This is a genomic window from Dongia sp. P2_B8, from assembly GCF_056404715.1.
Genome location: NZ_JBFUDM010000005.1, coordinates 1 through 12,715 on the forward strand (window position 1 = coordinate 1; position 12,715 = coordinate 12,715).

The following is a 12,715-nucleotide window of genomic DNA, read 5'->3' on the forward strand; positions in this document are numbered from 1 at the left end:
CAAGGGCAACGATACCTATGTGGTCGACAATATCGGCGACAAGGTGGTGGAGAGCCTTGCGAACGCGACCGGCGGCATCGACAGGGTCGAGAGCAGTATCACCTTCAGCCTGGCAGCACTCGCCAATGTCGATCATCTGACCCTGACGGGCCTGGCCAACATCAACGGCACCGGCAATGCGCTCGCCAACACGATCACCGGCAATGATGGCAACAACATCCTCGATGGTGGCGCTGGCAACGATCTCCTGCAAGGCGGCAAGGGCGACGACAAGCTGCTGGGCGGGCTCGGCGACGACATCCTCGACGGTGGCGCCGGCATTGACACGCTGATCGGCGGTGCCGGTAACGATACTTACCTCATTGCCGACGGCATCGACACGATCGATGAGTTGCAGGAAACCAGCACCGGCGATACTGCGCTTGCCGGCATTTCGGTCGATTTGCAGGTCCTCGGCGCTGGCAAGATCGAGAATGCCACGCTCACTGGCACGGACGATATCAATGCCATCGGCAACGCGACCGCCAATACGCTTATCGGCAATGCGGGTGATAATATCCTCGATGGCGGGCTGGGCGCCGACAAGCTCGTCGGTGGGATGGGCAACGACACTTATGTCGTCGACAACGCGGGCGACATCGTCACTGAGCTTGGCGCCGATACGGGCGATCTGGTCAAGGCCTCGATCAGCTACGTTCTCGCAGCGGGGCTTGAGAACCTGACGCTGGCAGGTGTCACTGCCATCAATGGTACAGGCAACACGACCGACAATACTCTTACCGGCAACGCGGCGGCAAACCAGCTTGATGGCGGCGCCGGCGCAGATTTGATGGCCGGGGGCAAAGGCGACGATACCTACTTCATCGACAATGCCGGCGACATGGTCGTCGAGAATGCGAACGAAGGCACGGACACGATCGCCTCCAAGATCAGCTTCGACCTTGGTGCCCAGGGCGCCAATGTTGAGAACTTGACCTTGACTGGGTCCAGCAACAGCGATGCGATTGGCAACGGCCTCGCGAACATTCTCGTCGGCAACGCCGCCGACAACACGCTCGATGGCCGCGGCGGTAGCGATACGCTGACGGGCGGCCAGGGCAACGACACCTATATCGTCGAGAGTGCTGGCGACAAGGTGATCGAGTCCGTTGCTGGTGTGACGGGCGGCATGGACCTCATCATCTCATCCGTCAGCTTTGATCTGACAACCACGCCTAATGTTGAAAATCTGACCCTTGCTGCCGCTGCAGGCAATCTCGCCGGCGCGGGCAACGTGCTCGACAATGTGATCACCGGCAATACGGGCAACAATATTCTCGATGGCGGTGCGGGCAACGATACGCTGGTCGGTGGCGGCGGCAGCGACACATTGAAAGGTGGCGCTGGCAACGATGTCTACGTCGCGATTGATGCTCTGGTGACCATCGATGAGCAGGGGAACAAGGACAAGGGGGACACGGTCCAGGCCTCGTTCAGCGTCGACTTGTCGACCCTTGCTGCAGGGCAGATCGAGAATGCGCTGCTGTCAGGCACAGCTGATCTCGCGGCGACCGGCAATGCGGCCGCGAACATCCTGACCGGCAATGAGGGTAACAACCAGATCACGGGTGGTGTCGGGGCCGACCGGCTGACCGGTGCCGGCGGCACGGATTTCTTTGTCTTTGCGGACGGTGATACGGGCCTGGCGCTGGGCGACCGAGACCTCGTCACTGATTTCGTCTCCGGGATCGACAAGCTTGATCTTTCGACCATCGATGCGGACAAGACGCTCGCCGGTGACGACGGCTTTAATTTTTTAGGTACAGCATCGTTCGGTGGTACCGCTGGCGATCTGCGCACCGTCTTCGATGCAAGTCGGAATGTCACGGTTCTTGAAGGCGACACCAACGGAGACTTCGTTTCTGATTTCGCCATCGAATTTACTGGCAAGATCACAATCAATTCCGGCGATTTCACCGCCAATAGTCTGGTGGCTCCTCTCGTCCTCCTTGGCGATGACAAGGCCAACTTCCTTGTCGGCAAGGGATCTGGTGACACGTTGTCGGGTGCCGGGGGTGACGATTCGCTGCAAGGCAACGGCGGCGACGATATCCTGGACGGTGGCACCGGTTACGATGTCATGCTGGGGGGCGCCGGCAATGACACCTACTACGTCGACTCGATCTTCGATAGAGCCGAAGAGTTGTACGACCCCACCATGGGGATCGACACCGTCTTCGCGTCCATTTATTACTCGCTTGCGAATAGCGGGGTCGAGAACTTGACCTTGTTAGATGCTGCCGGCGATGCTACCGCGACGGGCAATGCATTTTCCAACATCCTCGTTGGCAATAGTGGCGCGAACACCATTGCCGGTGCAGCCGGCGCAGATCACCTGACGGGCGGAGCCGGTGCGGATACCTTTGTCTTCGCAAATGGCGATACCGGTGTGGGCGCGGGCAGCCGTGACCTCATCACCGATTTCATGCCGAATGTCGACCTCCTCGAAATTTCCGGTCTGGGCAGCTTCTTCTTCCTCGGCGCGGCGGATTTCACCGGCAAGGCCAACGAGCTGCACAGCGTGTACGATGCTGCTGATAACACTACGCGGCTGTCTGGTGACACGAATGGCGACAAGAATGCGGATTGGAGTATCGAGTTCAGCGGCCAGGTGGTGTTGAGTGAAGCAGACTTCACTTTCTGGAGCCTTGTGAAGCCGATTATCTGGGTGGGCGATGCGGCCTTCAACACTTATTTAGGTATGGCCCTGAACGACAACCTGTCTGGCGTCTTTGGTGACGACCGGCTTTATGGTCTTGGTGGCGACGACATTCTGTTGGGCGGCGAGGGAGACGACTATCTGTTTGGCGGTGGCGATAACGATTTTCTGGACGGAGGTGTCGGGAATGATCGTCTCTTCGGTGACGTTGGAGAGGATGCCTTAGAAGGCGGCGACGGCAATGACATGCTCTTCGGCGAAGGCAGTAACGATCAGTTGGATGGCGGGGCAGGCGTTGACAGCCTGTACGGTGGCGCCGGCAACGATACGTACCTCGTTGACAGCACAGACGATGTCCTCACGGAGGAAAGTGGTGTTGATACTGTTGTCTCCAAAGTTAGCTACGCTTTGGCCGACGGGTTTGAAAATCTGACTTTGGCGACTGACGCCGGGGATATCAACGGCCTCGGCAACAGCATCGCTAATACGATCCTGGGTAATGGCGGTACCAATTTAATAGGTGGCGGCGGCGGGGCCGATATCCTGACCGGCGGTGCCGGCGGTGACGTCTTCTTTTTCGCTGCGGGCGATAGTGGCGTGACCTCCGGCAGTCGGGATCTGATCACGGACTATAAGGTCGGGATTGATCAACTCGATCTGTCGCAGATCGATGCGAATGCTGCGATATCAGGGGTGAATGCCTTTACCTTCGTTGGTACCGCTGGATTCAGCGGCAAAGCGGGCGAACTGCACACTGTCTATGATGCCGCCCACAACATCACTATCGTCGAGGGGGATACAAACGGTGACAGCGTCGCCGATTTCGGTATCGAGTTGAGCGGCAAGTTGACCCTCAGCGCAGACGATTTCGTGCCGATCGTCCTGACCGGCGACAACAGCGCGAATATTCTATCGGGTGGCGTCCGCCAGGAAGTCATTCTGGGGTTGGGCGGCGACGACAAGCTGAGTGGCGGTGGTGGCGACGATACAATTGACGGTGGTTCCGGGAACGATACGGCAGTCTTCAGCGGCAATGCTGACGACTATCAGTTCGTCTACAGCATCGGCGGGCTGTTCGTACGCGACATCGCCGGCCACGGCGATGGTGTCGATGGCCTGTTCGGCATCGAACACATTCAGTTCGCTGACAAGACGATCGATATTGGCGCCGAGCCGATCATCCACGGCGCAGCGGCAGGCGATCTCGTCGGCATGTCTGTCGCCTCGGCAGGCGATGTCAACCATGACGGATTTGACGACCTTATCATCGGGGCATCGGCAGCAGACGGTAAGGGCGTCGATGCCGGTGCTGCGTATGTCGTCTTTGGCAGCGCTGCTGGCATTGCCGACGGGTTCCAGCTTGCGACGCTCAACGGCAGCAATGGGTTCCGCCTATCCGGCGCTGCAGCGGGCGACCAAGCCGGCTTCAGCGTCGCATCCGCTGGGGATATCAACGGCGATGGCTATGACGATGTGGTCGTGGGAGCGTGGTCGGCGGATCCGCATGGATCCGCCTCCGGCGCTGCATACGTGGTATTTGGCAAGGCAGGTGGCTTTGCGGCGGATATCGATCTCGGCGCCTTGAACGGCAGCAATGGTTTCAAATTGTACGGCGCTGCGACGGACGACTTTGCCGGCGGATCGGTACAGTCGGCCGGCGACCTCAATAGTGACGGCTTCGCAGACATTATCATCGGCGCGAACGGGCACGGTGCTGGCTCCGCCTATGTAGTGTTCGGCCATGAGGGGGCGTTCGCCTCAAGCCTCGATCTCACGGCGCTCAACGGCAGCAACGGGTTCGAACTTACGAGTCCGAAACCCAGGGCGGTCAATGCCGGCTGGTCCGTTGACTCAGTTGGCGATTTCAATGGGGACGGTATCGACGATGTCATCGTGGGTGTGCCGGACGACTATGGATGGGGCAAGACTGCCGGTGCGGCGTATATTGTCTTCGGCCGTACCGGTCCGTTCTCCGCCCAACAAAGTCTGGAGCAGGGCTATGGCACCGACGTGGTCCGCATCACCGGTTCGGTGCAACTCGATACGGTCGGGTATTCCGTTGCTGGCGCTGGCGATATCAACGCCGACGGCTTCGATGACGTTATCGTCAGCACACCCGATGCAGGTGGCTCAAGCGGGACCTCATACGTCGTCTTCGGCACGGATAGTGGCATCAACAGCATCAGCGTCTCGACGCTGGACGGCAGCAATGGCTTTAAGGTTATCGGCTTGCATCCGAGCGATCTATCTGGCCAGGCGGTTTCGTCGGCCGGCGACGTCAATGGTGATGGCTATGCCGATCTCCTCATCGGCGCGCCGAACGCCGGCTCGAACTCTGAGGGCAATGCCTATGTGCTGTTTGGGCAGGCGGGTGGTTTCACAGCCACGGTCGATCTACAGAACCTCGATTCGCAGCATGGATTCTGGGTGTCGGGTGACATTGCGGGCGATGGCGCGGGACAGTCAGTTGCGGCCGCCGGGGATCTCAACGGTGACGGATTCGATGACCTTGTGATTGGGGCGCCGGGCCATGATTCGCAAGGCAACTCGACAGGTGCTGCGATCATCGTCTACGGCAGCGACCTGCTCGACATTGATCCGAAATTTGGGACGATAAACGACGATAATATTATTGGCACCGGTAGCGTAGATACCATCGAAGGCAGAGTGGGAGATGATGTCCTCAACGGCTTGGATGGAGGCGATGCATTGTTTGGGGATGCCGGTAATGATCTGCTGGTCGGCGGCGCTGGCGATGACAGGTTAGCCGGCGGAAAAGGCAACGACGGCTTGGAAGGGGGCAGCGGAAACGACGTCTTGGACGGCGGATCTGGCGCCAACACCGCGATCTTCCAGGGCATGAGTACCGATTACGCTCTTTCGTTTTTGAGTGGTGCTCTGACGGTCGCCGATCTTGCCCCTAATAAGGCTGGCGATGAAGGCGTCGACACCATCACTCATATGCAATGGCTGCAATTTGCCGACAAGACCATTGAGATTAACTGGCCGGAGGCATCGAAAGATCTTGCCGATATCGACGGCGCGAATGGCTACCGTTTCAATGGTGCCAACGCTGGTGATCGACTTGGATATTCAGTCTGGTCTGCTGGAGATATCAATGCCGATGGCTATGACGACGTTGTCATTGGAGCATTCGGCGCAACCGTGAACGGGGCCAGTGAGGCTGGTGCCACATACTTGATCTATGGTGGCGCCGCAAATCTTGCCAACTTCGACTTGGCAGATGGGAAGGTCGACGGGCAAATTAACCTTGCATTCACAAATGGAAGCAACGGCTTCAAGATCGATGGCGTCACGGCCGGCGATCTCAGTGGGTATTCAGCGAGTGGCGCAGGCGACGTCAATGCTGACGGCATAGATGATTTGATGATTGGTTCCCGCGACTTTGACGCGGATGGCATCGGAAACGCTGGTGCGACCTATGTTTTATATGGTGGGACGGCGAATCTTGGCGCTTTGGACAGCGCGGACGGCAGGACCAATGGGGTCATAAGCTTGGCTCAGGTGGGTGGTGGCCTTGGCTTTCGCCTCGACGGCGTTGGCGGCGCAGATCAAAGCGGCTGGACAGTGCAATCCGCTGGGGACGTTAATGGAGATGGATACGACGATATGCTCGTCGGAGCACGCAGTGCTAATCGTAATAACTTCAACAATGCTGGCGCGACCTATCTTGTCTTCGGCGGTACGGACAGTCTTCACGTGCTCGACGCGGCCGATGGCGTTGTCGACAGCAAGATGAATCTCAGCGCGCTAAATGGCACGACCGGTTACAGGGTGGATGGGTATGCCGCAAATGTTGCAGATAATAGTACTGGCTACCTCTATGTCGGCGCATCCGGCGACGTGAATGGTGACGGATATTCAGATCTGGTTGTGGGATCGCAAGAACGGGGAACAGCCTATGTGATCTATGGTGGTAAGGGAAATCTGACGAATTTCGACGCGGCAGATGGCGCTGCTGACGGACACCTAGCAATTTCGGCATTAAATGCGTCGACCGGTTACCGATTTTCAGGCGGGTATGGTTCCGGCGCGTCGGTCAACTCGGCCGGCGACGTCAACAATGATGGCGTTGATGATCTGATTATCGGGTACGCGTACGGAGCACCAGATGGGCATAATTTTGCCGGGCAGGCTTTCCTCGTTTTCGGTGGGGCCTCAAATCTCGCATTGCTTGATGCGGCCGATGGCGATCTAAACGGAGGAATAAGGGTCGATTTCATCAATGGCAGCAACGGCTATCGCTTTGACGGGTATGCTTCCGGCGACTATGCCGGGTCGTCCGTATCCTCGGCCGGCGACATCAACGCAGATGGGATCGATGACTTGCTGATTGGGGCCTTTAGGTATGATGCAGATGGGATCAGTGAGTCGGGTGCTGCCTACGTCATCTACGGCGGCAAGGACAGTTTACTGGCCTTGGATTTGGCCGATTCTGTGCTCGACGGAAGCATCGATCTGGATCGCGTCAACGGAACAACCGGTTTCAGGCTGGATGGCGTGGCGGATACCGACCTCTGGGCCCAGCATGTGGCGCCAGCGGGAGATGTCAATGGTGACGGATATGGAGACATTCTCCTCGGTGCCTACGGCGCTGATCCCGGTGGCGCAGCCATTGTCTTCTTTGGCGGCAACTTTACCGGTGCTGTCGCCCATGTGGGTGACGATACGGCCAACATGTTTACCGGTTCAAATGTTGCCGAAAGCTTCGTCGGTAATTTGGGCGATGATGTGCTTATCGGCAATGGTGGGACCGATGCATTCAATGGCGGTATCGGCAACGACAGAATCGAAGTTTCCGACCTTTCGTTTATCCGCGCCGATGGTGGCGCCGGGGTAGATACCCTGTATCTCGACCTCGGCAGCAGTATCGATCTTGGAGACCTCGATGGCGATGCGACGACATCGGATCGCGGGCGAATCACAGAGATCGAGATAATCGACCTGAGCAATGGAATGGCAAACGCGCTGACTCTGCATCTGGCAGACGTCCTCGATATAGAGCCACATACGGCCAATTTGGTCGGCGTAGCGACCCTAGACAACGTTTTGCGGATCGATGGCGACTCTGCGGACACGCTTGCTTTATTCGGCAGTGACCATTGGAGTGCTGCCGACGCTGTGACACTTGCTGGTTATGCAATCTATACGGCTGGCAACGTGCGGGTCGCAGTCGATACTGATATAATAGTAGCTATGGGGTAACGGCAGGACTTTCGCGTGCACGCTTCCGCCAGAATGTCATCGATTTGTCCGTCGGCAGAGTGTTGTTATTGAATAGGTGTCGCCGAACGCCAAGAGTATCCTGAAGGCAGCCTTCACCGCCGAAGATCGAGCGGGCCGGAAGCAGGCGCGGGAGGCTATGGCTTGGTTGGTTCGCTCGATCAGCCAGAAGCCCTAAGTCAAAGGTCGAATGCCCCCTGCGCGTTTTCAGGTGGCAAGGGCAGCTCATGAGGTCGAACTACTCGAATGCTCTCTGCACCTGCCAGCGTCTTTATGTCGTGGTCATTTGAGTAGATCGTATGCACGCGGTGCACTTTTGCAATGGCCACAATCTGGCGATCGAACTTCACCTTTGACCAGGGAGATGCGCTGCCAGATCTTTTGTCACCAGCTCGAATGGCGCGGTCCAAAGCAATTGCCGCTTCAATCGCTGAAGCTTCACAAAATGGCGCTATGCGAAAAACCGCGTTCTTCTTGAAAATGGCAAGATACGGCGCGATGCCTTGATCAGCGTGGGTCAAAAACTCAGTAAGCGCGGGCGTTGGAATTATGATCTGAACGCCAGACTTATCGATCTGGTTGACCAGATGCTGAATCCGCTCCCGGGAAAATGTCAGAGGCAGACCCGTATCGGGATCGTCTGGCGCTTCACCGGGGCGGAGCAGCCAGACCAACATGTTCGCATCGAAGGCTATCATCCGCTGGCGTCCCCGTCATCGCCATGACGAAGCTTGTTCACTTCCTGAAGTGGGTCATCAAGGCTCTGCCATCGCGAGCCTTCCACTGAACGGAACTGCCCAAGCACTTCGCTGAAAGATGCATCGCCGAGGGATTCAAACGATCTAATCGTGAACTGCTTGCACTCCCAGTTCCCGTCTTCGTCGCGGTGCCATTGACCGCGCCCAGACACGCGCAGGGTGACACCGAAAAGAAACGGCGCGAGTTCACGTGCGATGTGGCGAGAAGTATTGCACTTCCAAATCGTGTCGCGGTTCTCCAACCAAACGGGCACGGTGTCATCTCTTCCGCCGATTCTGATAAGCCGGCCGTCGAGGCTACCCTCCATCGTGATCGGGCCGACTGCTTCACTCCTGACGGCCTCTCTGCCAGGAAACTGAATGATCTGTGCGCCGACTTCATTCAGCAGTTGCGCAGACGAGCCATCGTCACGGAGCATGGCATTGATGCGTTTTTCGGCCCTGATCGCTTCCTCTGGTCCAGAGCCATAGGATACAGCGCGAAGGCGAGTGCTCACCTCTTCGTCGGCACTCCAATCCACGCGCTGTTTGAGGATGGCACTGCCTTCCTCGACACGGTCGAAATGAACGTGATCAGAGTTGCCAAACAGCAGCGAGAGTTGAGCGAGATACTCCGCAAGCCGCTTCATCGGAAGAGAGGCGGGCGTCGCATTGTCAATCCGAAATCTGTACTCGCTGCCTTCCATTGCGCTCCCGGCGGTTGTCGAGGTGCACGTCTGCAACCACTATCGCTGTGAAGGCGCCATCCGCACAAGTGCTACCAGCGTGTACCACTGGCGTGTACTACCGGACTGAGGCGCTGTACGCCAAGTTATTGAAATAGAATCGAAAGCGGGTGCTGGCTGGGGCGCCAGGGATCGAACCTGGGAATGTCGGTACCAAAAACCGATGCCTTACCGCTTGGCTACGCCCCAATCCTGGCGACCCGGCAGGACCGGGTCGCGCGGCGGGGCGTAACATAGGGAAAGGCCGGCGGAAGAGCAAGACGTGCGTTTGCCACCCGCCGATGGCGGAATTCCGCGAAAAAACACACCGGAATCGACTCCGGCAGGCACCCCGAATCTTGCCCGGGATGTACATCAGACCTATGCTCCCCCAGTCGAATGGGATCAGGTCGGAGTGCAGCGGAATGGATGAGGTGCGGAGCCCCAAGCTCGGCGTGAGGCCGAGTGCTGCCGACCGGATCGGCACGGCCAGGCTGAGCACAGGCCCGGCCTTCGGCCATCGCCCGGCCATCAATCCGCTGTTTATCAACCTGGGCGTGGTCGGCGCGGTTCTCGCGGTCGCAATCGGCATCACCCTATATATATGGCACGATGTCGGCGCCCCCGACGCGGCCGACCGGGCCCCAGCCGCCAGCCCCCAGGTGCAGGAAATCGAACAGCTGCTGAGCGATCTCAGCTTCACGCCTGGCACCATCGACGGCGTCATGGATGCGGAGACGGAAGCCGCCATCCGCGCCTTCCAGCAGGCGGCCGGCCTCCCCGATGACGGCCAGCCCAGCCCGGGCCTCCTAGAGGAATTGAAGGCCGTCGTCGGCCAGTAAGCGATCCCCAATCGGCGAAACCCGCGGGCCGGTGCGCTTCAGGTCTTGCGGTTGTTGATTGAGATCGTGCGCCCCAGAGGTACCGGCAGCGCGAGGCTGGCATGGGCGGCCTTCACCCGCTCCAATCCCGCATAGATATCGTCGGGCATCGACGCCACCTTGCGCTTGGTCATGTCGATGAACAGGATCAGCCATTCCGCCGTGGCGGCGAGATAGCCCGCGTCGCCGTGATACATCGCCTGGATCCAATGAGCGCGCTTGCGGTCGCAATCGACCAGCTGGCAGGTGATGCGCAAGGGCGCATCCAGCAGCAATTCCCGGTGATAGGAAACATGGGTGTCGACCGTCATGGTCGAAAAACCGCGCTCCTTGATGAGGCTATAGCCCAGTCCCAGCGCCTCGTAGGTGGTGTCGAAGCCTTCATCAAAGGCACGCAGGTACCAGCCCACATTCATATGGTCGTTGCCGTCGATCCACTGCGGCAAGACCTTCTGACCGAGGCTGACGAACGGCGTGGGAATCGGAGAATCAGCAGTCATTTTCATGGCGCGACGATGCCCTTCCACCCCGGTGGTGGTCAAGCCGATGGTTAACATCTGCGCAGACACGGCACGCCCTTAGCCACACGTCCCGCGTGTCCCGGCAATCTGCTGGATAAGCCCGGCGAATGGGTGGCGGGACCGGACGGAAGCCGGAATTGTAACCATACGGTCAAGGGCGTCGTTGACTTATCCCGTTCATCGAGCTTACGGTTTTCCTCAAGGCAGCCCCCCAAATTAACGAACAGATGGGGCTCAAACCGCGGGCTGCCCGATCACTGCTTTATTTTTGGGAGAATCCAAGATGAAACATCGCCTGCTTGGGGCCGTTGCGGCCGCAGCGCTTGTTGTTGGCTTTGGCGCCGTCGCCGCCGAAGCCAAAACTCTGGTCTATTGCTCGGAAGGCAGCCCAGAGAACTTCAACCCGCAGATCAATACGACGGGTACCAGCTTCGACACAGCCTATCCGATCTTCAATCGCCTGGTGGAATTCGAACCCGGCACCACCACCATCATGCCGGGCCTGGCCAAATCCTGGGAAACCTCGGATGACGGCCTCACCTACACGTTCCACCTGCAGCCCGGCGTGAAGTTCCACGCCCGCAAGGATTTCGCACCGACGCGCGATTTCGGCGCCGATGACGTGATCGCCACCTTCAACCGCATGTGGAAGGCGGACGACCCCTACGCCAAGGTTTCGGGCGGTGCATACGATTACTTCAACGACATGGGCATGCCTGACCTCATCAAGTCGATCGACAAGGTCGACGACCTCACCGTGAAGTTTACGCTGACCAAGCCGAATGCACCCTTCATCGCCAACATGGCGATGGATTTCGCTGCGATCCATTCCAAGGAATATATGGATCTGATGATGAAGGCGGGCACGCCGGAACGCGTCGATCAGGAACCGATCGGCACCGGTCCGTTCATCCTGCAGGCCTATGAGAAGGACGCGCGCATTCTCTACAAGGCGAATGCCAACTACTTCCGTGGCAAGCAGCCGATCGACAAGCTGATCTTCGCCATCACCCCGGACCAGGCCGTCCGCACCGCCAAGCTGCTTGCTGGCGAATGCGATATCGCGCCCTATCCGGGCCCGGCCGACGTCGAAAAGCTGAAGGCGGACCCCAGCCTCAACGTGCAGGAGCAGGAAGGCCTCAATGTCGGCTACCTCGCCCTCAACGTGAAGAAGGCGCCGTTCGACAATGTGAAGGTGCGTCAGGCCTTCAACATGGCGTTCGACAAGGACGCGATCGTGAAAGCGGTCTATCAGGGCGCTGGCCAGCCGGCCAAGAACCCGCTGCCGCCGACCATCTGGTCCTATGACAACGACATCCAGCCTTATCCCTACGACCCGGAAAAGGCGAAGGCGATGCTGGATGAAGCCGGTGTGAAGGATCTGCACATCGACCTCTGGTACATGCCGGTGCAGCGTCCCTATAACCCGGACGCCAAGAAAGTGGCCGAGCTGATGCAGGCGGATCTCGCCAAGATCGGCGTCACCGCCGAGCTCAAGACCTATGAATGGGGCGAGTACCGCAAGCGTCTGCAGGCGGGCGAGCACCAGACGGGCATGCTGGGCTGGACCGGCGACAATGGCGATCCCGACAACTTCCTAGGCGTGCTGCTGTCCTGCGGCTCGGCCCGTGAAGGTGGCCAGAACATCGCCAAATGGTGCAACGAAGACTTCACCAAGCTGATCGACGATGCGGCGAAGATTTCGGACGTCGCCCAGCGCACCGAGCTTTACAAGCAGGCGCAGGTGATCTTCCACGACCAGGCCCCCTGGGTTCCGATTGCCCATTCGGTCGTCTACATGCCGATGAGCAAGAAGGTTAAGGGCTACAAGATCCATCCGCTCGGTACGCATATCTTCGAAGGCGTTGATATCGACGAGTAATCAGTCTTAGAAACCAAGCGGCGGGGG

The 12,715-nt window shown here is 58.6% G+C and carries 7 protein-coding genes, 1 tRNA gene and 1 pseudogene; 4 read left to right on the plus strand and 5 right to left on the minus strand.

Features of this window, described 5'->3' with window-relative positions; all coding sequences use genetic code 11:
* Positions 1-253: hypothetical protein (locus AC1DWZ_RS15330; RefSeq protein WP_477170089.1), on the minus strand; the 253-nt coding region annotated here is incomplete at its 3' end.
* Here AC1DWZ_RS15330 and AC1DWZ_RS15335 point away from each other — a divergent pair.
* A pseudogene (locus AC1DWZ_RS15335) lies at positions 218-373 on the plus strand (calcium-binding protein); the annotation flags it as partial. The gene AC1DWZ_RS15330 and the pseudogene AC1DWZ_RS15335 sit on opposite strands and share 36 nt — an antisense overlap.
* An 18-nt stretch (positions 374-391) precedes the next feature.
* Positions 392-7,924: a beta strand repeat-containing protein gene (locus tag AC1DWZ_RS15340; protein ID WP_477170078.1), complete on the plus strand. Its 7,533-nt coding sequence runs from the start codon at positions 392-394 to the stop codon at positions 7,922-7,924.
* A gap of 197 nt (positions 7,925-8,121) precedes the next feature.
* Here AC1DWZ_RS15340 and AC1DWZ_RS15345 read toward each other — a convergent pair whose 3' ends face one another.
* The 3 genes from AC1DWZ_RS15345 to AC1DWZ_RS15355 all read right to left on the minus strand — a co-directional run bounded on the left by AC1DWZ_RS15345 (position 8,122) and on the right by AC1DWZ_RS15355 (position 9,614).
* The gene (locus AC1DWZ_RS15345; protein ID WP_477169793.1) at positions 8,122-8,640 is read right to left on the minus strand and encodes a hypothetical protein; all 519 of its coding nucleotides are present in this window, start codon (positions 8,638-8,640) and stop codon (positions 8,122-8,124) included.
* Positions 8,637-9,386, minus strand: a complete 750-nt coding sequence (locus tag AC1DWZ_RS15350) for a hypothetical protein (RefSeq protein ID WP_477169794.1) — start codon at positions 9,384-9,386, stop codon at positions 8,637-8,639. The genes AC1DWZ_RS15345 and AC1DWZ_RS15350 overlap by 4 nt, the downstream gene beginning before the upstream one ends.
* A gap of 153 nt (positions 9,387-9,539) precedes the next feature.
* Positions 9,540-9,614, minus strand: a tRNA-Gln gene (locus AC1DWZ_RS15355).
* 215 nt (positions 9,615-9,829) lie between these two features.
* On the opposite strand from AC1DWZ_RS15355, the gene AC1DWZ_RS15360 reads away from it, so the two are divergent.
* Positions 9,830-10,246 carry a peptidoglycan-binding domain-containing protein gene (locus AC1DWZ_RS15360; RefSeq protein WP_477169795.1) on the plus strand — a complete coding sequence of 139 codons (417 nt, stop codon included), beginning with the start codon at positions 9,830-9,832 and terminating at the stop codon, positions 10,244-10,246.
* 38 nt (positions 10,247-10,284) lie between these two features.
* Here AC1DWZ_RS15360 and AC1DWZ_RS15365 read toward each other — a convergent pair whose 3' ends face one another.
* Positions 10,285-10,785: a thioesterase family protein gene (locus AC1DWZ_RS15365; RefSeq protein WP_477169796.1), complete on the minus strand. Its 501-nt coding sequence runs from the start codon at positions 10,783-10,785 to the stop codon at positions 10,285-10,287.
* A 304-nt stretch (positions 10,786-11,089) separates the two neighbouring features.
* Between AC1DWZ_RS15365 and AC1DWZ_RS15370 the strand changes: the two genes are divergently transcribed.
* Complete coding sequence (locus AC1DWZ_RS15370; RefSeq protein WP_477169797.1) at positions 11,090-12,688, plus strand: ABC transporter substrate-binding protein; 1,599 nt, start codon at positions 11,090-11,092, stop codon at positions 12,686-12,688.
* Positions 12,689-12,715: the final 27 nt, after the last annotated feature.

Bases quoted from the DNA above. Each gene is read 5' to 3' on its own strand.
- AC1DWZ_RS15360 (WP_477169795.1), top strand. From the start codon at position 9,830: ATGGATGAGGTGCGGAGCCCCAAGCTCGGCGTGAGGCCGAGTGCTGCC.
- AC1DWZ_RS15365 (WP_477169796.1), bottom strand. From the start codon at position 10,785: ATGACTGCTGATTCTCCGATTCCCACGCCGTTCGTCAGCCTCGGTCAG.
- AC1DWZ_RS15370 (WP_477169797.1), top strand. From the start codon at position 11,090: ATGAAACATCGCCTGCTTGGGGCCGTTGCGGCCGCAGCGCTTGTTGTT.
- AC1DWZ_RS15345 (WP_477169793.1), bottom strand. From the start codon at position 8,640: ATGATAGCCTTCGATGCGAACATGTTGGTCTGGCTGCTCCGCCCCGGT.
- AC1DWZ_RS15350 (WP_477169794.1), bottom strand. From the start codon at position 9,386: ATGGAAGGCAGCGAGTACAGATTTCGGATTGACAATGCGACGCCCGCC.